General features: G+C 39.2%; 19 protein-coding genes. 7 read left to right on the top strand and 12 right to left on the bottom strand.

Annotated features, from left to right (window positions below; translation table 11 throughout):
• Positions 1 to 9 precede the first annotated feature (9 nt).
• From choB to SOI76_RS12810, 4 genes are all read right to left on the bottom strand, one after another.
• Entirely contained in the window at positions 10 to 1,680 is a 1,671-nt protein-coding gene (gene choB, locus SOI76_RS12825; RefSeq protein ID WP_104079415.1) for a GMC family oxidoreductase, read from the bottom strand.
• Between the two features lie 28 nt (positions 1,681 to 1,708).
• The gene (bah, locus tag SOI76_RS12820; protein WP_104079416.1) at positions 1,709 to 2,602 is read right to left on the bottom strand and encodes an alpha/beta hydrolase; all 894 of its coding nucleotides are present in this window, start codon (positions 2,600 to 2,602) and stop codon (positions 1,709 to 1,711) included.
• A 70-nt stretch (positions 2,603 to 2,672) separates the two neighbouring features.
• Complete coding sequence (locus SOI76_RS12815) at positions 2,673 to 3,527, bottom strand: SDR family NAD(P)-dependent oxidoreductase (protein WP_104079417.1); 855 nt, start codon at positions 3,525 to 3,527, stop codon at positions 2,673 to 2,675.
• A 44-nt stretch (positions 3,528 to 3,571) separates the two neighbouring features.
• Complete coding sequence (locus SOI76_RS12810) at positions 3,572 to 5,059, bottom strand: flavin-containing monooxygenase (RefSeq protein ID WP_104079418.1); 1,488 nt, start codon at positions 5,057 to 5,059, stop codon at positions 3,572 to 3,574.
• A gap of 135 nt (positions 5,060 to 5,194) precedes the next feature.
• Between SOI76_RS12810 and SOI76_RS12805 the strand changes: the two genes are divergently transcribed.
• Positions 5,195 to 6,208: an AraC family transcriptional regulator gene (locus SOI76_RS12805; RefSeq protein WP_104079419.1), complete on the top strand. Its 1,014-nt coding sequence runs from the start codon at positions 5,195 to 5,197 to the stop codon at positions 6,206 to 6,208.
• An 11-nt stretch (positions 6,209 to 6,219) separates the two neighbouring features.
• On the opposite strand, the gene SOI76_RS12800 is transcribed toward SOI76_RS12805, so the two are convergent.
• The 4 genes from SOI76_RS12800 to SOI76_RS12785 form a co-directional block, all read right to left on the bottom strand.
• A complete protein-coding gene (locus SOI76_RS12800; protein ID WP_104079420.1) occupies positions 6,220 to 7,095 on the bottom strand; it encodes a class I SAM-dependent methyltransferase in 876 nt (291 codons plus the stop codon).
• A 113-nt stretch (positions 7,096 to 7,208) separates the two neighbouring features.
• Positions 7,209 to 8,732, bottom strand: coding sequence for a flavin-containing monooxygenase (locus SOI76_RS12795; protein WP_104079421.1), 1,524 nt, complete (start codon positions 8,730 to 8,732; stop codon positions 7,209 to 7,211).
• 22 nt (positions 8,733 to 8,754) lie between these two features.
• Positions 8,755 to 9,588 (bottom strand): SDR family NAD(P)-dependent oxidoreductase, encoded by an 834-nt coding sequence (locus tag SOI76_RS12790; protein ID WP_104079422.1) that lies wholly within the window; start codon positions 9,586 to 9,588, stop codon positions 8,755 to 8,757.
• A 65-nt stretch (positions 9,589 to 9,653) separates the two neighbouring features.
• Positions 9,654 to 10,613, bottom strand: a complete 960-nt coding sequence (locus tag SOI76_RS12785; protein ID WP_104079423.1) for a metal-dependent hydrolase — start codon at positions 10,611 to 10,613, stop codon at positions 9,654 to 9,656.
• A gap of 524 nt (positions 10,614 to 11,137) precedes the next feature.
• On the opposite strand from SOI76_RS12785, the gene SOI76_RS12780 reads away from it, so the two are divergent.
• Complete coding sequence (locus tag SOI76_RS12780) at positions 11,138 to 11,758, top strand: TetR/AcrR family transcriptional regulator (protein ID WP_002163161.1); 621 nt, start codon at positions 11,138 to 11,140, stop codon at positions 11,756 to 11,758.
• 59 nt (positions 11,759 to 11,817) lie between these two features.
• Here the strand turns inward: SOI76_RS12780 and SOI76_RS12775 are convergent, their stop codons facing one another.
• Positions 11,818 to 12,540 (bottom strand): pirin family protein, encoded by a 723-nt coding sequence (locus SOI76_RS12775; protein ID WP_104079424.1) that lies wholly within the window; start codon positions 12,538 to 12,540, stop codon positions 11,818 to 11,820.
• Between the two features lie 607 nt (positions 12,541 to 13,147).
• Here SOI76_RS12775 and SOI76_RS12770 point away from each other — a divergent pair.
• The 3 genes from SOI76_RS12770 (at position 13,148) to SOI76_RS12760 (ending at position 16,130) form a co-directional block, all read left to right on the top strand.
• The gene (locus tag SOI76_RS12770; protein ID WP_016141777.1) at positions 13,148 to 13,390 is read left to right on the top strand and encodes a hypothetical protein; all 243 of its coding nucleotides are present in this window, start codon (positions 13,148 to 13,150) and stop codon (positions 13,388 to 13,390) included.
• 305 nt (positions 13,391 to 13,695) lie between these two features.
• Entirely contained in the window at positions 13,696 to 15,015 is a 1,320-nt protein-coding gene (locus tag SOI76_RS12765; RefSeq protein WP_009387763.1) for an NCS2 family permease, read from the top strand.
• Between the two features lie 116 nt (positions 15,016 to 15,131).
• Complete coding sequence (locus SOI76_RS12760) at positions 15,132 to 16,130, top strand: adenosine deaminase (protein ID WP_104079425.1); 999 nt, start codon at positions 15,132 to 15,134, stop codon at positions 16,128 to 16,130.
• Positions 16,131 to 16,174: 44 nt separating this feature from the next.
• Here the strand turns inward: SOI76_RS12760 and yceJ are convergent, their stop codons facing one another.
• Positions 16,175 to 16,732, bottom strand: a complete 558-nt coding sequence (gene yceJ, locus SOI76_RS12755; protein WP_057074199.1) for a cytochrome b — start codon at positions 16,730 to 16,732, stop codon at positions 16,175 to 16,177.
• A gap of 239 nt (positions 16,733 to 16,971) precedes the next feature.
• On the opposite strand from yceJ, the gene SOI76_RS12750 reads away from it, so the two are divergent.
• Together SOI76_RS12750 and rnhB are read left to right on the top strand one after the other, a co-directional pair.
• Positions 16,972 to 17,361 (top strand): hypothetical protein, encoded by a 390-nt coding sequence (locus tag SOI76_RS12750; protein WP_005076998.1) that lies wholly within the window; start codon positions 16,972 to 16,974, stop codon positions 17,359 to 17,361.
• Positions 17,362 to 17,431: 70 nt separating this feature from the next.
• Positions 17,432 to 17,998 carry a ribonuclease HII gene (gene rnhB / locus SOI76_RS12745; RefSeq protein ID WP_002163155.1) on the top strand — a complete coding sequence of 189 codons (567 nt, stop codon included), beginning with the start codon at positions 17,432 to 17,434 and terminating at the stop codon, positions 17,996 to 17,998.
• Between the two features lie 67 nt (positions 17,999 to 18,065).
• Here the strand turns inward: rnhB and csrA are convergent, their stop codons facing one another.
• Positions 18,066 to 18,320 (bottom strand): carbon storage regulator CsrA, encoded by a 255-nt coding sequence (gene csrA / locus SOI76_RS12740; protein WP_000906487.1) that lies wholly within the window; start codon positions 18,318 to 18,320, stop codon positions 18,066 to 18,068.
• A gap of 246 nt (positions 18,321 to 18,566) precedes the next feature.
• Positions 18,567 to 19,847 carry an aspartate kinase gene (gene lysC / locus SOI76_RS12735; RefSeq protein ID WP_002115333.1) on the bottom strand — a complete coding sequence of 427 codons (1,281 nt, stop codon included), beginning with the start codon at positions 19,845 to 19,847 and terminating at the stop codon, positions 18,567 to 18,569.
• Between the last annotated feature and the right edge of the window lie 178 nt (positions 19,848 to 20,025).

Here is a 20,025-nt window from a genome sequence, read left to right as displayed (position 1 = left end):
ATTTCTATTTTAAGCAGATGCTTTTGTGATCTCTATGGTATCAGCCTCTACTCTATGATCTTGCTGCTCATCCAAAGTATGTTTAGCTGGAATATAAGACATTGCGCGTTCTGCAAGAGCTGTAATGGTGAGACTTGGGTTAACGCCTAAATTGGCACCTAACATTGAACCATCTACAACATATAAGTTTTTATAGTTAAACACACGATTTTTTCCATCGACAACACCTTGCTCTGGGCTAGATGCAATCGCGCAGCCACCCATGCAGTGAGCAGTAAAAGGCACGTTAAACAAAATTTCAGTAATGGTGGTTATCGGGTGACCATTAAACATTTTTGCGACTTTTTCAGTAAAGGTGTTGGCCTGTGGAATATACACAGGGAGTTTTTTATCTTCACTAGATAAAACCTTGCCAAAAGGCCAGAACCAATTTCGTTTTAAACGCATGTTAATGGAAGCATCGGCAGTTTGCATCACTAAGAAAATTAAGGTTTGCCGTGCAAAGCCCACAGGGTTGCTCATGCGTAAAAATATAAGTGGGTGGCTAATGAGTATCCATAACCAATAAAAAATACGGGTCCAACCCGGTTTACCTTTTGCCATATAAGTACACATAAGGCCCATGGCATCGGAACCACCCTGATAGCGAGTCGCTTCAATATGAGTATCATGGTCAATGTAAATACTTGAGCCAATCGCAACGCCCTTACTCATGTCGACATCTTTATCAAAGAAACGAACCCCTAAAATCGACTCGGCATTGGTACGTACCCGATTACCTAAATCATCGGAAATATTTGGCAGAGAACCCGATTGCTTTAAGCGAAACAACATCTCTTGGGTGCCCAAAGAGGAAGCCGAGAAAATGACGTTGCGAACACGCCATGTACGACGTTGTTTATTGAACCATGAGCTTGAGCATTCGGTAGTGACTTCATAGCCATCGCTGCCATCTGCTTTACCATTGAGTGGTTTCACATCAACGACTTTGGTTTCTTCGTAAACCTTGGCGCCATTTTTTTCGGCAAAGTACAAATAGTTTTTATCTAAGGTATTTTTTGCGTTGTGTTTACAACCTGTCATACAACCACCACATGCCGTACAGGTTCCGCGGTCTGGTCCTTCACCGTTAAAATAAGGGTCAGGGTAGGTCTTGCCACCTTCTTCACCTTCGGGTGGAAAGAACGTTGCAACACGAGTGGGTTTAAATGTATGGCCGACACCGACTGCTTCACCCATTTTCTTTAACATATGGTCGGCAGGACCTAAAATTTTATTATCAGTCACTCCAAGCATACGTTCTGCTTCAGCATAGTGCTGCGGCATTTCATTTTTCCAGTCTGCTGCATCTGCCCATGTACCTTCATCCCAAATATGTTCGGGTGGAACCAGTAGGGTATTAGCATAAGTAATTGAGCCGCCGCCTACAGCATTACCGCAAATAATGGTGACATGGCGAAAAAAACGCATATTGAAATAACCGAAAAGTTTCATGCCCGGGCGCCAGATCCAGCGGCGGGTATTCCAGTTGTTTTTAGCAAAATCTTCAGCTTTCCAGCGTCGCCCCATTTCCATTACAGCAACTGAGTAGCCTTTTTCGGTTAGTCGGCAGGCAGAAACACTGCCGCCAAAGCCTGAACCAATGATTAAATAATCATAATCATAACTGTTTGATGCCATGCCAAAGGCTCCTGTCTAGTGATATTTTTTATATTGACTGCATATGTTTATCAATGAATTGCCCAATGCGCTCAATTGAGTCATCGGATTCTTTTAGTATACCCGCGTGAAATTGAAAAACGTGACCGACTTTGTCATAAACCCGTAAGTTCGTCGAAATGTCGTACTTTTTAGCCTGTTCAGCGAGGCGTTTTGCATCATCTAATAAAACTTCTTCGGTACCGACATGAATTAAAATAGGCGGTAGACCAGTTAAGTCAGCATAAAGTGGAGAACAGGTTGGATCGGTTGCCGATTTTTGTCCGCAATAGTTTTTTGCACACCATGCTAACCAGTCCTCTGACAGCATCGCATCTTGAGCTGCATGAGTTTTAATCGTGCTTCCAGAGAGGCTTAAGTCAACCCACGGTGAAAGTAAAACTAATGCTGCTGGTAACGGTAACCCTGCATTTCGTATCGCAATTGCAGCACTTAAACTCAGTCCACCGCCAGCAGAATCGCCAGTAATCACGAGTTTTTTGGGATCTTGTCCTTGAGCAAGTAAAGCTTTATAGACAGCAACGGCGTCTTCAATAGCAGCAGGGCTTGTGTGCTCAGGGGCTAGGCGATATTCAGGTAACCAGATTTGTGCTTGAGCTGCATGTCCGATTTGAGCAGCAAGCTTGGTGTGACTTTTTGAGCTACCCACCACATAGCCTCCGCCATGTAAGTACAAAATGCCGCGTCCTGATTGAGTCGTTTTAGGCTGAATATGGACTGTCGGTACTTGAGCAATTATTTGCTTTTTTGTTTTATAGCCATGTGGCCCAAGCACAATAGCACTGACTGCATCGCTACAAAAACGTTGTAGCTTTATTGGTGTTTTAGGAGATAAAGCTGGACGTAGCGTGGCACGAATAGTCCATGCAAGAAGCTGTTTCATAATAAGGACTCATACTAAGCCTAATGTCAGTCAGCATCTCTTAAAATCAAGAGTATGCTGACCACTATTTTTATTTTGCTGATTTGTTGAGTAGGCGGGTTTGCAACGCAGTTGCGGTGGCAAAAATCTTTTGGTAACCCTGTGGAAGAATACGTTGAATCACATCAACGGCTTTCGCATCGGCTCCGATTAGTAAGCGGCGGTGGTCCTTACGAACAGCTTCTAAAATTTGTTGAGCTGCATTATCAGCAGGGGTGCGAAGTAATTTATCGAAAGCATCCTGACTTTTTAAAGGATCCATTCCTAAAGACTGGACGCTATTATTCATGCGGGCAGCTTTGGCAATATTGGTACGAATACCACCCGGATGCACACAGGTCGCACTCACTCCAGCATTTTGTAGATCGAGTTCTTGGCGCAATGATTCAGTAAAACCACGAACAGCAAATTTACTGGCGTTATAAGCACTTTGGGTCGGTTGAGCTGTTAAGCCAAACATACTGGAAATATTAATAATATGCCCATCACCACTTTGCTTTAAGTAAGGCAAAAATTCTTTAGTGCCATAAACGACACCCCAAAAATTAATACCAATCAGCCATTCAAGATCTTCGTAGCTCACACCTTCAGCTGTGCTACCTATTGCGACACCAGCATTATTAAAAATCAGGTTAACTTGGCCATGTTCATCTACCACTGCCTTTGCCCAAGTTGCAACCTCATCACGTTTAGCTACATCAACTTTTTGAGTGGTGACTTTGACAGAATAGGGTGCTAATAGCTCGACTGTTTTGGCTAACCCGGCTTCACTAATATCGGAAAGAGCCAGATGGCAACCTTGTTTTGCGAGTGCAATGGCAAGTGCTTGTCCAATACCAGAACCCGCACCTGTCACAGCTGCGACTTTATTTTTAAAAGACTTCATAAAATTCTCCGTTTATTTTTCTCATTTCCTATGGTGAAGCTTGTTTAAGAAATAGCCGAAACGTGTGTGTAGTTTTCAATATCGAAGCGACGAGTCCGTTGTCGATATTCAAGGGTAAAACCTGGCCAGTTATTGGTATTTTTGCCATCAGCAGTCTGATACCAACTGGTACAACCTTGTGCCCAGACAGTTTTTTTCATTTTTTCTTGAATGCTTTGATTGAACTCGTGTTGAACTTCTGCACGAACATTGGTGAACAGAAGTTTGTTTTGTAAGGTTGTTTGAATGGCATCTAAAATATAATTCACTTGGCTTTCAATCATATACACAATTGAGTTGTGTCCGAGATTGGTGTTTGGACCATAAAGCATAAAGAAGTTTGGAAAGCCGCTAACAGTTAAACCGAGATAAGCTTCTGCACCATCTTTCCATGTATCTTTTAAGGTGCGGCCATCAAGACCTGTAATCTGCATGGGCGCCATAAATTCCGTTGCGGCAAAGCCCGTACCATAAATAATGGTATCGACTTCACGCAGATTTCCTTCCGTATCTAAAATTCCATTTTCAGTAATTTCTTGAATGCCCGTATTAATCACATCGACATGAGGTTGCGTCAGCGTTTCATACCAGTGGTTAGAAATTAAAATGCGTTTACAACCAATTGGATAATCTGGCATTAGGCGGTGGCGCAACTTCCCATCTTTAACAACTTTACGAATGTGGCGCTGGAATAAATATTCCACCAAAGGCATTTCATTTAAAGAAGTGGTAAAGGCCAGTAAACGAATTTCATGATGTCCATATTGCAAAGCTCGATCCAGACTTTGCAAAATTGGTAATTTACGGAAAGCCTTTTTCTCTAAAGGTTGGTAAACCCGATCTGGTTTAGGAATCACGTAGGGTGCAGAGCGTTGGTAAACATCGAGATGGGCAACCTGTTTTGCAATTTCAGGTACGAACTGAATTGCACTTGCACCTGTACCGATTACCGCAACACGTTTGCCAGTTAAATCATAGTCATGATCCCAACGCGCTGAGTGGAATGCTTTACCTTTAAAGTTTTCAATGCCTTTAAGTTTTGGATAGGCAGGACGGTTGAGTTGGCCTACAGCACCAACCAGAAATTCCGCTTCAAATTGTTCGCCAGTCTTGCTTTGAATGTGCCATACACCTTGCAGCGCATCAAATTCGGCACTGGCTATTTCAGTGTTAAATTGAACATGTGGACGAATGTCATATTTATCGGCACAGTGACGTAAATATTGATAAATCTCTTGAGATGTCCCGTAGCGATTTTTCCAACCAAGTTCCTGTTCAAAAGAAAAAGAATAAAGATGTGACGGCACATCACATGCAGCGCCCGGATAAGTGTTGTCACGCCAGACACCACCTACATCGGCAGCTTTTTCAAATAGAGTAAATTGTTCAAAACCTGCTTGTTTGAGACGAATGGCAAGTCCTAGACCACCAAAACCAGTGCCAATAATGGCGATGCGTACATTTTTATTTGAATTAGACGACGAATTAAACATGGGCTGCTCTAAATCCTTAAAAACATTGAGCGAAAAAATCGCAATTTCCTGTATGCAGAATAGACGTTTATTTGCTTGATTTAGAGGATGGATGAGGACAAAATATTGTGATTCGAGGACATTCTGAGCAATACAGTGAAGTATGCATGGGCTTTTGAACGCAGTGTACATAGTGTTCGGTTAATGGCTGATTTTGCGGTGGAATCAGGCATTTCTTATGAGACGATTTTAAAAGGGACTGGGCTTAGCCAACAACAATTACTCGACCCTAATATGGTAGTGACAGGCCATCAGGAATTACAGCTAATTCAAAACTTGGTTGAGCAACTAGGAGACAGACCTACATTAGGTTTAGAAGTGGGCACGCGTTATCATTTCACCACATTTGGACCATTAGGTATGGCTCTGATGAGCAGTGCAAGCATTCGCGAAGCATTAGATTTGGCCTTGACCTATTTTACTTTAACCTTTGCTTTTACCCGCTTTGATGTATCGGATACACCGCAAGGAATCCGTATCGAAATTGATGAGCAAGATATTCCTTTATCGGTTCGTCAATTTATTATTGAACGAGATGCCGCTGCGCTGATTACGGTACAGCGAGATTTGGTACAGGATAACTTTTGCCAGTATTTGGCTTTTTCTTTCCAACTCAAGGGTGATGCCGAGCCTTATCAGAATTTATTTGGAGTCATGCCTGAATTTGGCGCTGCGAAAAGTTTTGTAATTCTGGATCCGCACAAAGTAGATCAAAAGCTACTTATGGCAAATGATTTGGTGCTGTATACAGCCGAAGAACAGTGCCGTCAAATATTAGAGAAACGCCAATCACAAAATAAATTTACAACCTTAGTGCAACAACAACTTATGAATGTGCGAGGGGAAATGCCCTCTATGGAAATAGTCGCTGATCGATTGCATTTAAATGTTCGTACTTTACGCCGTCATTTGGCATCAGAGAGGATGACTTTTATTCAGATACGTGAAGAAGTTAGGCAGGTTCTAGCTGAGCAATATTTGGCATTACCAAAAGTTTCGGTTGAGCAGATTGCCGAGTGGTTAGGTTATGCCGAACCTGCCAGTTTTATTCATGCTTATAAAAGATGGCATGGGAAAACACCTCATGCCATGCGGTTAAATAGCCAATAGTCAAAGTATCTTTATTTCTTTAAACGCAAATGTAGCAAACGTGTTGCCGATGTATGGCGTATATTGTCGGCACGGTTATAAAAATAACGTTCAGTAATAGCTTCACCAGACAAGTCTTCGATTACTTCAAAATCCATTTTTTCAACCGCCTGATGTAAATCTGAAGGTTTAAATTGACCTAGTAAAGGTTCTTTCAGCAAATGGGTAAACTGTGCAACGCCCATACTCCCGAGTCGCTCAATACCTTTTAATTCCTGAAAATCGGTCGAATAGTCGAGTACCACTTCGCTGCCGTTTGCAGCAAATTCAGCAATACTTTTTAAAGTTTGCAGCGTAGTTTCCGGCTTTAAATAATGAGTGGTGCCCAGCCAAGAAAAGAAAGCCGGAGCTTTTCGTACATAGCGACTTCGGGCAAGCGCTTCAGAGATAGATTCTTTTTCAAAATTAATAGAAACAAATTCAACAGTAGAGGGAAGTTCGCCTAACTTTTTTAGCTTGGCTTGTTTGGCCGCTTGAGTATCAGGATGATCAACTTCAAAAATTTTCAAAGTAGGGTAATGGTGTGATTCACGTAGTGCAAAAGAGTCTAGGCCAGCACCCACTAATACATATTGCTCAATATTGTGTTGAACGGCCTGATCAAGTAAATCTTCGGCATAACGAGAGCGTCCGACCACTTGTCCAGTAAGTAAACCTAAAGTGCGGTTTAAAACAGCAGAATTCATGACTTTAACAATAAGTGGGCTAGAGAGAAGTTTTTTCCAGCCTTTACTGGTCAGCTCAAAAGCATAGGGATCTGAAAATACAGGATTCTTCGTATTTTGAAAATGATTGGCTCGTAATGCAGCAGCGGCTTCAGCAGTTCGGCTTGATTGTCCTTCTTTCATCTTTATCCTATTTTTTTATTTCTTGAAGATATTCAACGAAGAAGGCAGTGTATTTCATAAAAACCTAAAATACACTGCCTATTTCTTACAACTGATTTGATCGAAAATACAAATTAGTGAGTTTTTGTCGTTTGATACGTCACTTCATAATCTTTCAAATCTACTTTTTTCAAACGTTGTTTAAGTTTTTTCAATGACCAAGGCCATGCGGCAAAGTTACGTCCGTTTGCATCAAGGTAGTAACTCTTACAGCCGCCGCTATTAAATACGGTCGTTTGCAAGTGTTTTTGCACTAAATCGTTATGCTTTTTAATCACATCAGATTTAACATTTAATTTGCTAATTCCTTTGTTTTTAATTTTCAATAAGCCATCTACGATATAGTCGAGCTGCGCTTCTGCCAAACCAATGAAAGAGTCATAAACCAGTACGTTAGGCCCTAAAACTAAAAATGCATTTGGTACATTTTCAATGTTGGTGCCTAAGTAAGCCTCTGGCGAACTATTTTTCCAGATATCTTGTAAACATTGTCCTTTTTCATTGTGGACACGTTTACCAATGGGTGGGTGAGATACTTCAAAACCTGTACCCCAAATAATCACATCAACTTCGTGGCGTTCACCATTGGCAGCAACCACTGTGTTGCCTTCTACTTTCACTAAACCATGTGGAATAAGTGTGGTATTCGGTGCTTGTAGTGCTGGATAATAATTGTTAGCGAATAAAATACGTTTACAACCAATATCAAAGTTTGGCGTGACGTTTTTACGTAGCACTGGGTCATTAATTTGCAATTTAAGTAATTGCTTACCCAATACATTTACTGGTTTTAGAGCAAGTGGATTACGTAAACCAAAGTTAATTGCATTCAGCGTTAGTGCTACACTTTTACGCCAGCTCGCTTGAATCGCCGGATATTTGGCAATGACTGATTTACTAAATTCGCCCAAGTCTGTATCCGGTTTTGGTAATACCCAAGGTGCTGTACGTTGGAACACAAACAGTTCTTTCGCTTTTGGTTGGATTTGTGGCACAAACTGAATGGCAGATGCACCAGTACCAATCACGGCAATGCGTTTACCTGTCAAATCATAATCATGGTTCCATTTAGCCGAATGGAACATCTCGCCTTTAAATGTTTCTAAACCTTCAAGACGTGGAATTTGAGCTTCGGTAATTGGACCTGTGGCAAAAATAACGGTTTTAGACAAATATTGACCAGTCGTGGTATCCAGTACCCACACATGACGTGAGTCATCCCATGCGGCATTCAGCAGCTCGCTATTAAACTCGATTTTAGACGTAACATTAAACTCGTTACTCACATCTTCTAGATAACTTAAGATTTCTGGTTGGCGAGCAAATAAATGGCTCCATTTTGCACTTGGTGCAAATGAGTAAGAATAAAGAGCAGAAGGTACATCGCAACCACAACCCGGATAGGTGTTCTCACGCCATGTTCCACCCACGCGGCTAGCTTTTTCAATAATTTTATAATTGGTATAACCAACTTGATCTAGGCGAATGGCAGCAGCGATCCCTGAAATGCCCGCACCCACAATAAAAGTATCGAAAATATGGCTTGGTGATTTGACAGCTTTTTTTGCTGATGCATTTGTTTTCATTTGCGCAGTCATATGTGTACTACCTATAAATTTTTTATTTAAATAATTTGTACGATGTGCCAAGAAACTTGGTATACAAGCTTGGGGATGCGCGTTTCATAAGCCAGAATAACTTCGCATCAATTTGAGGAATGGTATACATCTCATCCTGATCAAGGCGATTAAGAGTTAATCTTGCGACATCGTCACTTGTGGTGAGCGCATAGTTCATCAGTGCATGGTCTGCAAGCTTTGAATAGCGTCCGGGAATTCGACCATTTTTAATGATATTGGTTGGGACCAGCGTCGGGCAGAGTACGTTTACCTTAATGTTAAACTTACGCAGTTCGGCAGAAAGCGTTTCTGAAAGTGCACGTACGCCAGCTTTAGTCACGTTATAAGCAGTCATTTCTGGGGCAGCCGTATACGATGCCGCAGATGCCACATTAATAATCGCGCCGTAACCTAACTTTTTAAACTTGGGAACAAATGCATGACAGCCATGAATAACTCCCCAAAGGTTAATATTCATGACCCAGTTCCAGTCTTCTAGGCTGAGTTCGTCAAACTTGCCACCTAAACCCACACCAGCATTATTAATGACAAGAGTTACAGGGTGTCCAAGTAAGATTTCAGCAGTTTCAGCGAGATGATTAACCTGTTCAGCATTACTCACATCACAACGCATAGCAAAAGCTTTTGCACTTTCTTGTTCAAGAAGTTTTACTGTTTCTTCAGCAGCTTCGAGATTAATATCTGCACACACTACGCTGCCACCACGTTTCGCAAGTTCAATTGCAAAACTTCGACCAATTCCACTGCCTGCACCCGTCACTACGGCATAAGCTTTTTGGCTTGGTTTAACTTTCTTTTTGCCAAATAAAATCATGATTCATCCATAAATAGCTTGAAGAGATACCAGCTACCTTTTTGATAGCTGGAAATACAGGACGATTAAGACATGCGTACTGGTGGGGTAAATTCTTTAACAAAGTAAGGTGCAATCGCGCCACCTTCGGTCAGCAATTTCTTTTTGTAATACTCAAGATATTCAGTCGTATCATGATCATTCGGATGGAAGTCTGGACGTAAGTAGTCAAGAATTTGACCAATCGTACTACCGAAAACCCCATCTTTTGGACCAAAGATTAAGCCTACACCGCGACGAGCATCTTTCCAGAATTTTAAGGTCAGCATTTCTTGCGGCTTTCTTAACACAGGGACAAATAACGTTGTCGCAGGGATTAAACCTAAAATTGTAAATAGCGCGAGGAAGAAACCAGACGCGCGCAGTGGATAGCTACCATTTAAAAGTTGATAGACATCGTAGGCAATATCTTTATGCTCAGATTCTTCAAGCATGTGCCACATCCACAACGCACGGCTTTTTGCATCATCAGAATAATAGAAGTTCTTTTCGTGCTTCATCATGTATTCGGCAAGTACCGCAGTAAAATGCTCAATACCTGCCATCATTGACAATTTTAGGGGTTGTGGAAACTTTAAAAATACATATTTAAAGAAGTTTGAGCCAAGAAAACGATATAGCGCGACAGGATATTCAGCATCTTGAAGGGCATCGTTATATTCATTGTGCAATTTTGAATGAATTGCTTCTTGGCCAATCAACGACGTTACTCGCTGCTTTAATATTGGATCTTTGATAAATTCACGGTGATGACGAGCGGTTTCAATCACTAGATCTTCACCGTAAGTTAAAAACACCGAAAGTGTGGCAAAAAACAAAGTAGCAAATTGATTGTCCATATAGAATCTGACATCAATTTCTTTACCATCAAAACCAATATTTAAATGTCTGATTGGAATCGAGCTTTTGCTAGCAAAATCGGGTAGCTCAATTTCACGCTGAAATTTAAGTTTGTTGAATGATTTTTTAACTGCGGTCGAGATCATGGCGACACCCTGAGGCAAAGTAGTGGTGCATTTTGATGAAAATCAATAAACTCAATGATCAACAAAGCACTGTAAAATTCCATTTTCAAAAACAGATGATTCTCTGCATTGACTACGGTGTTGTTGCTCCGTTATTTGTTTGATTATTTGGCTGAATAACGGAAGAAGAACCGAGGCAGGCAAGAGCTGCTGAATGACTCTTCTTTAATTTTTTCATATTAATCTGACATTATGTTCGGATTCAATTCGGGTAAATTTTTAAATATATAAAAGTATTTTATAGACATTTTTTGCAATATAATTTTTAATTTATTTGGTTTTATGTTACTGAAAAATAATGATTTAAATCTATAATGATTCTAAAAAAGTAATAAATTAACCCATGCATTGATTGAGAAATTAAGCTCTGCTTTTCTGAATTTTTTCACTTAAGTTTGACAACTATTCGGATTTTGTTTTTTTATTTCTACCCAGTCAAATTACATGCTAATCTGACTTTATGTTCGGATTATTGATTAGATCGTATGACTACGCGTAAACCTCGTCAAACTCGAGCTAAAGTCACTGTCGACACGATTATTGAAGCAGGTTTTATTGCAGTGGCGCTTCATGGACCAAGTGGTACCACAACACGCCATATTGCAGAGATTGCAGGGGTGAGTGTCGGGTCTTTATACGAATATTTTAAAAATAAAGAAGAAATTTATGATGCGATGAATCACTTTTTTGTTCGGGAAATTCTGGACATGATTACAGAGCTTACACCGACGATTTTACAGTTGGAGCTAGAGCCTGTTATTGAAATGATTTTTTATACTTTTAGTGATTTATTAAAGAAAAATAACGACCGCTATTTGACTGTTTTGCGTTATGCAGGAGAGTTACAGTACGACAAATACATTCCCAAAATTGAGCAGGCTTTAATGGAAGTCATCATGAAATATATGATGCATAATCCTAAATATCTAAAAATCAATAATTTGCCTGTAATTACCTATATTTGTATCAATAGTGGAATTTTTAATGTAGCGCGGCATCTTATTTTGCCAAACCCATATATCAGTTTTGATGAAATGGTGCAGGGGCTAACCACGATGATTATGAGCTATATCAATACAGAGATGGCACGTTCAGAAGAGCATTGAGCAGAGATAGCATTAATAAAAAAGCCCTCGCATAAATTTTATACGAGGGCTTAGTTGCATTATGGCATGGTTGGAACTTCTTCAGGACGCATATCGAAAATCAAAATTTCAGCATGATCACCATTGCTAAACGATAAGCTTCCACCTTCACGAATACGTGCCGCATCGCCGGTGTTAAAGGTTTTACCATTTACATCAACACGACCTTTAGCAACGTGTAGGTACACATAACGACCATCAGGAATCACAAAGTCAGCAGTTTCTTCACCATCAAAAAGACCTGAGTAAATATTAATGTCTTGTTTGATTGATAAAGTTTTCTCGCCACCTTTTGGGGAGATGATCAAATGCAATTTACCGCGTTTGTCTGCTTCATCAATATGAACTTGTTGATAGCCTGGCTCTGTATTCACTTCATTTGGAACAACCCAAATTTGTAAGAAATGAACGCCTTCTTGAGCTGAATGGTTAAATTCACTATGGGCAACACCACGACCTGCACTCATTAGCTGAATGTCACCCGGTACAATCACCGAACCTGTACCCATCGAGTCTTTATGCTCTAATGCACCTTCAAGCACATAGGAAATAATTTCCATATTACGGTGAGGGTGAGTACCAAAGCCTTTAGATGGAGCAACGTTATCATCATTAATTACAAGTAAGTCTGAAAAACCAACTTGTTTAGGGTCCCAATAGTTAGCAAATGAAAAGCTATGTTTTGATTGTAACCAACCATGATGTGCTGCACCACGCTCGTGAGATAAACGCATATCAAACATGATGTATTCTCCTCATTTAATTTTTTATCTGAGCACAGTTTATCGTAGCGTTTATGGGATTGAAGCTCTGAAAATAGAAAGCTTGGTGCGATTTATAGAACGATAAAAATGAGACATAGTTTTGCTTATAAATAGAAAAGTAAAAAAACAAAGAATTATTTCTTAAATAAAAATGAAGAATTCTTTGGAGAGAAGTTTTTTGTTTATAAGCTAAACAGGAACACAAAAATTAGTCGCTAAATAAACAATTTTTAAGAAAACTTCATCGACAAAAATAAATTCTTTTTATTTTATTTAAGTCTTAATAAATACAAAGAAATTTTAGACTCTATACACATTTGTCTATGCTCTATCTTTAAAATAACTTAATAATTAAAACTGATAAAAAGCTAATATTAAAAATAACTAAAATAAGCTGTTATAAAATAAAGATACTTTTCAATGGAAAAGTTTAATAATTATTAATTTTCCTATAAATAATTAAAAAATCACCTTTCTTTTCAAATATTTGAGTGAGAGTGTGTTATTGTAAATAAATGTGAAAATATTCACAAAGCTAATTTTTTTTGTTAAGATCATTAACATTAAAAACATAGAGATAATAATAATGATCAATAAAGTATTAATAGTGTTGTGTGTGAGTATTGTCTTTGTATTAGGGTATTGGGCCTATTTAGATAGTCAAAATAAAAGACATCAAGAGCTCATGCGGATCATACAAGAAGCTGAAAGAAACCTGCAAAGTATCGAACGTAATCCAAATCATGCTCATCACAGCAATTTAGCTTCTTATAATATGCAAGAATATATCGGTGACAAAAAATTATTTTCTAGCAGTATTGAGTTATAAATTTCTAACTTTTACAGTGTCATTGGTCATATCTTTTCATAAATTTTGATCATGTTTCTGTTGAATCTGTTAAACTTATTGAACGTATAGTAAAAAAGCTGCATAGGGGTTATGCAGCTTTTTTGTGTTTCAAGAGGGGCTGTGGTTGTTTGCTATGTATAAAGCTAGAAATCAAATGAGTGGCATATTTGTTGCTTCTTAAATTTGAGATTCTTGTTTATAGGACTGAACAGAAAAACAATATTGTTCAGCGACCTACATAGACGTAAATATTCCACAGTTCAGATTTTGCATAGAGGCTACTTATGGCGGCGCCCAATTCTTCGGCAGGCTGGTTAGAGCGTTTATTTAAGTTAAGCGACAATAAAACCACTTTCCGAACTGAAGTTCTTGCTGGTGTAACTACATTCCTAACGATGTGTTACATCATTATTGTCAATCCACTCATTTTATCTGAAACCGGCATGGATCATGGTGCCGTATTCGTTGCGACCTGTTTGGCAGCAGCAATCGGATGTCTAGTAATGGGGATCATTGCTAATTATCCAATTGCACTGGCCCCTGGGATGGGTTTAAACGCTTACTTTACCTATTCGGTTTGTATGGGAATGGGCGTGCCATGGCAAACAGCTTTAGCCGCTGTTTTTGTTTCAGGCCTTGTTTTTCTTGCAATTAGCTTCTTTAAAATTCGTGAAGCGATTGTCAATGCAATCCCAATGTCGCTTAAATTTGCCATTGGTGGGGGCATTGGCTTATTCCTCGCACTTGTTGCTTTAAAAAATGCTGGCATTATTGTTGCCAATCAAGCAACCCTAGTGGGCTTAGGTGATATCAAACAACCTACAGTATTGTTAGCGTTATTTGGATTTTTAATGATTGTGGTTTTACACCATTTAAAAGTTCGAGGCGCAATCATTATTAGTATTTTGGTTGTTACTGCAATTGCTACTGTTTTAGGCTTGAACGAGTTTAAAGGTGTTGTTGGAGAAATTCCATCAATTGCTCCAACCTTTATGCAAATGGACTTTGAAGGTCTATTTACTGCAAGTATGATAGGCGTCATTTTCGTATTCTTTATTGTCGACTTGTTTGATAGTACAGGTACTTTAGTTGGGGTTTCACATCGCGCCGGTCTTTTAAAAGATGGTAAATTACCACGTTTGAAAAAGGCATTATTTGCAGACTCTACTGCAATTGTTGCTGGTGCTGCATTAGGTACATCTTCAACTACGCCATATATTGAATCAGCTTCAGGTGTAGCAGCAGGCGGACGTACTGGTTTAACTGCTGTTGTGGTTGCAGTTTTATTTATCTGCTGTTTATTTTTAGCACCTCTTGCTCAATCTGTACCAGGTTTTGCAACTGCGCCAGCTTTATTGTTCATTGGTGTGTTGATGATTCAAGGAATCACTCACATTGATTGGGACGATATTACTGAAGCTGTTCCAGCATTTTTAACCATTGTATTTATGCCATTTGCCTATTCAATTGCTGATGGTATTGCAATGGGCTTTATTAGCTATGCATTAGTTAAATTATTCACAGGTAAGGCAAAAACTGTACCGTACATGGTATGGATTATTGCTGCGCTTTGGGTATTTAAATTTATCGCGTTTGGCGGTTAATATGATTTTTTATAATTTTCTTCTTGAGCTATCTTAGACATAGTTTTCAATAAGAAGAAAATTATAAAAGGGTGTGATTTTGACCACACCCTTTTTTCTTTAGACGTGGAGTTAATATGAATCAAGTCGAGCTGATTCGCGCCTTACCAAAAGCCGAATTGCATGTACATATTGAAGGGACTTTTGAACCTGAATTAATGTTTGCAATTGCCCAGCGCAATCAGATTCAGATTCCTTACAAATCTGTTGAAGAAGTAAAGCAAGCTTATAACTTTCATAATCTTCAATCATTCTTAGATATTTATTATGCTGGTGCGAATGTTCTTGTACATGAACAAGACTTTTATGATTTAGCATGGGCTTATTTTGAGAAATGTGCCGAAGATCATGTTGTTCACACAGAAATGTTCTTTGATCCACAAACCCACACTGACCGTGGTGTTGCGTTCTCAACTGTGATTAATGGTTTAAAACGTGCTTGTGCAGATGCCAAAGCTAAGTTTGGTATCAGCTCTCAATTGATTATGTGTTTCTTACGTCATTTAAGTGAAGAAGCTGCATTTGAAACACTTGAGCAAGCGTTGCCATTTAAGCAAGATATTATTGCTATAGGACTTGATTCAAGTGAAGTAGGGCATCCACCAGCTAAATTTGAACGTGTGTTTGCTAAAGCACGTGAAGAAGGCTTTTTAATCGTTGCTCACGCTGGCGAAGAAGGTCCGCCTGAATATGTATGGGAAGCTTTAGATCTACTTAAAGTGAATCGTATTGATCATGGTGTGCGTTCTGAAGAAGATGAACAATTAATGGCGCGTTTAATTAACGAAAAAATGCCTTTAACCGTTTGTCCTTTAAGTAACTTAAAGCTATGTGTTGTTAAGGATATGAAAGAACATAATATCCGCCGTCTTTTACAAAAAGGCGTACACGTGACAGTTAACTCAGATGACCCTTCATATTTCGGTGGGTATATGAATGACAATTTCTTTGCCATTCAGCAAGCTTTAGACTTAAACAATGATGAGTTGAAGCAACTTGCAATTAATTCTTTTGAAGCTTCTTTCATTTCAGATGAAGAGAAACAAAAGTGGATTGCAGAAATCCAAAAGATCTAAATAAAAAAACCGCCTATCTCGGGCGGTTTTTTTATACATCAGGTTTATTTAGGCTGTTTGGTCATACTATTTAAAATATTGTCTTTATCAATAAAGTGATGTTTCAAAGCTGCAAGTACATGCCCAACAATAAGAAAACCTGCAAACCAAGAAATATAAATATGTAATGGTTTAACAACAGCTAAAAGCTCTGGATTATCTTGCACTAAACGCGGAATTTCAAATAAATATAAAACAGGAGCAGGGTGACCAGCACTCCAACTAAACAAACAACCAGTGACAGGTAAAGCCACTAAAATTACATAAAGGAATAGATGACCAACGTGTGCCAGAGTTTTCATCATTGGAGACATGGTGTCCGGTAGTTTTGGAGCTGGATGTGTATAGCGCCATAAAATCCGGATAATGACTAAAAAGATAATGGTGGTTGCAATGTTCTTGTGCAACGTAATGACATCACCTTTAAAGCTGCCATCAACGTCATAACTTAAAAAATTTCCACTATAAAAGCCAATAACCCATGCAACGATGAAAATGATTGCCATCACCCAATGCAGAATTTGTGCGGTACGGGTGTAATACTGAGAGGAAACAGCAGGCATAGAAGACCCTTTTTTTGTCGTTTTGATTCGTGATTTTAGGTGAAATCGCAGATTTTGAGAAATGTTTTAAATGTGACAGAGCGTGCTAAAAACAGAACGTTTTACCCCAAAAAAAGCATTTGATGAGCTGAATATCGCTCGGCAAAATAGTTTGCATAAATGCATCAAATTATTTGTTTCTTCTAAAGTTGAGTTTAGGCACAATACGCGCTGCCAACGTTCAATCAAAGGAAAAAATGATGAAAAAATTGATGCTCGCTCTAGCACCAGTTGTTTTAGCTTTAACAGCATGCGCAACAACTACAGGCACTGGTACAGGTGCTGCTTCTGCACAAACCACAACTCAACAATTGGGAGTTGCTGCGTTAAAGGTTGCTGTAAATGCGAAATGTATTACAGAGATTAATAATGTTGCAGCTTGGAAAACAGCAACAAAATATATGACTGCTGAGCAACGTGATAGCATCCAAACGAATGTGTGTGGTTGTGTGAGCGAAAAGGCTCCAAACAGTGTGACTGCAGTAGAATTAGCAGCAGCTGCACTTGATGTAAACACACGTGCTACAATCGTAAACCAAGTGGTTTCTAAAACTGTAAATGCTTGTGTGGCAGAAGCTTTACAAAAGTAATTAATAAATTATGTGTTAAAGAAGGCTGATTACTATTGATCAGCCTCTTTTGTTTAAAGGTAGTGAGTCGATGTTTATTGCTGGTGTAGATGAGGCAGGACGGGGGCCTTTAGTAGGTTCGGTTGTGGCAGCAGCTGTGATTTTAGATCCGAATAATCCAATTTTAGGATTAAATGATTCTAAAAAATTAACTGAAAAGAAACGTGAAAAGTTGTTTATTGAAATACAAGAAAAAGCTTTAGCTTGGTCAATTGCCGAAGCAACACATGCTGAAATTGATGAACTAAATATTTTACAGGCAACTTTTTTGGCTATGCAGCGTGCTGTTGATGGTTTGAAAACCCAACCACAAAAAGTAATTGTAGATGGCAACCAAATTCCTAAAGGAATCATTATTCCTTGTGAAGCCATTGTTGGTGGAGACGCAAGCCATGCTGAAATTAGTGCAGCAAGTATCTTGGCAAAAGTGACACGAGATCGACAAATGGCAGAATTAGATCAGCAATATCCGTTATTTGGTTTTGCCAAACATAAAGGATATCCAACCAAAGCGCACTTTGAAGCGATTGCTGTGCATGGTGTGATTGATCAGCATCGCCGTAGTTATGCACCTGTTAAACGTGCTTTAGGTCTATAAATACAAACACTTAAAAAATTTAAAGCGACTATAAAGTCGCTTTAATTAGGGAGAGAACAACTTCATACTAACGATTGAAGTTTTTCTGTGCATAATTATCATCTTCATAAGAAACTTGATAATCTTGATCAAGATGTTGAAGGTGTTCATGCATTGCACGTTCATGTTGAATACGTTGATAAATTTCTTCGCGATGAACAGAAACCTCTTTTGGTGCATTCACACCAATTCGAACTTGGTTTCCTTTGACGCCAAGCACAGTAACACTGACTTGATCCCCAATCATTAATGTTTCCCCGACACGGCGGGTCAGAATCAGCATGTTTATCTCCTTGCTAAACGCTTAAAACTGCAATATTGGTACCCAAATAAAAAGCTCAACCTCAGTTTTCAGTCAGATTCTAACAGAAATATGAGAACAAAGTCATATTTTGATAATCTCTGCCAAAAAACTTTCCGTTTAATATAACAGAGCCGCTATAAAAAAAACTATAGCGGCTCTGTGTTTTCTTTGATTATTGTCGGACAAGTAAACATTTTTTAATGAATTCTTGACCGTTCGGTAAATTTAAGCGCGTGCGCTGCTTTCACCATGTTCACGATCTAAACCAAAAGCGGTATGTAAGCAGCGAACAGCAAGTTCAAGATATTTCTCGTCGATAATCACAGAAACTTTAATTTCAGAAGTTGAAATCATAAGAATGTTGATACCTTCATCAGCAAGGGCAGTGAACATTTTGCTCGCTACACCTGCGTGTGAACGCATGCCAACACCTACGATAGATACTTTAACGATGTCATCACGCGTTGAAACTTCACGTGCGCCAATATTTTTAGCAGTTTCGTTTAAGATTTTTTCAGCTTTCGCTAAATCAACACGGTTTACTGTGAATGTGAAATCTGTTGTGCCATCTTCTTCAACATTTTGCACTATCATATCGACTTCGATATTGGCATCACTTACTGGTGATAAGATTTTAGAAGCAATGCCTGGTTCATCAGGTACACCTAAAATCGTTAATTTTGCTTCGTCACGGTTAAAAGCAATACCTGCAATAATTGGCTGTTCCATAGTATCTTCTGCCTCAGTAGTAATGAGTGTACCAACATTTTCTTTAAATTCGTCGTCAAAAACGCCGTCGTCGTCATTATCAAAGCTTGATAATACACGTAAAGGAACTTGATATTTCCCGGCAAACTCTACTGAGCGAATTTGTAAAACTTTAGAACCTAATGATGCCATTTCTAGCATTTCTTCAAAAGAAATACGGTCGATTTTTTTGGCTTTAGGAGCAACGCGAGGGTCAGTGGTGTAAACACCATCTACATCAGTGTAAATCTGGCATTCGTCAGCTTTTAAAGCAGCAGCAAGAGCAACACCAGAAGTATCTGAACCACCTCGACCTAGTGTTGTGGTATTTCCATTAGCATCAAAGCCTTGGAAACCAGCAACCACAATAACACGGCCTGCATCTAGGTCATTGGTCATGACATCTGTATCAATAGACTCGATACGCGCCTTGGTAAATGCACTGTCAGTTTTAATACCGACTTGACGTCCGGTATAGGATTTAGCTTCCACACCAATCGAATTAAGTGCCATAGCTAACATGGAAATCGTCACCTGTTCACCAGTTGAAACCATTTGGTCTAACTCACGTGGGTCAGGTGTTTCGGTAATGGCTTTAGCGAGAGCAAGTAAGCGGTTTGTTTCACCACTCATTGCAGATACGACCACAACAACCTTGTGACCGTGATCATGCCAACGCTTCACACGACGAGCAACATTTAAAATGCGCTCGGGGGTACCCATAGAAGTACCGCCATATTTTTGAACGATTAATGCCATATCGCCTAAACCCTTATAATTAAACGGGAAAAGTATATTCTTGCTTCCTTGGTTTCATTATATGTACACCATTATGTACATAAATGAAATTGCTGAGTTTATCTAGCAAGCCGTGATTCGGCGGACAGTATATAGTAACGTAAATATGCTAACAATCATTGATCTGGACTAATTTCAT

It is taken from the genome of Acinetobacter pittii (assembly GCF_034064985.1).
Taxonomy (GTDB): domain Bacteria; phylum Pseudomonadota; class Gammaproteobacteria; order Pseudomonadales; family Moraxellaceae; genus Acinetobacter; species Acinetobacter pittii_H.
Note: the sequence above shows the minus strand (reverse complement) of the source record. Positions and strands in the feature narration are given on the sequence as shown.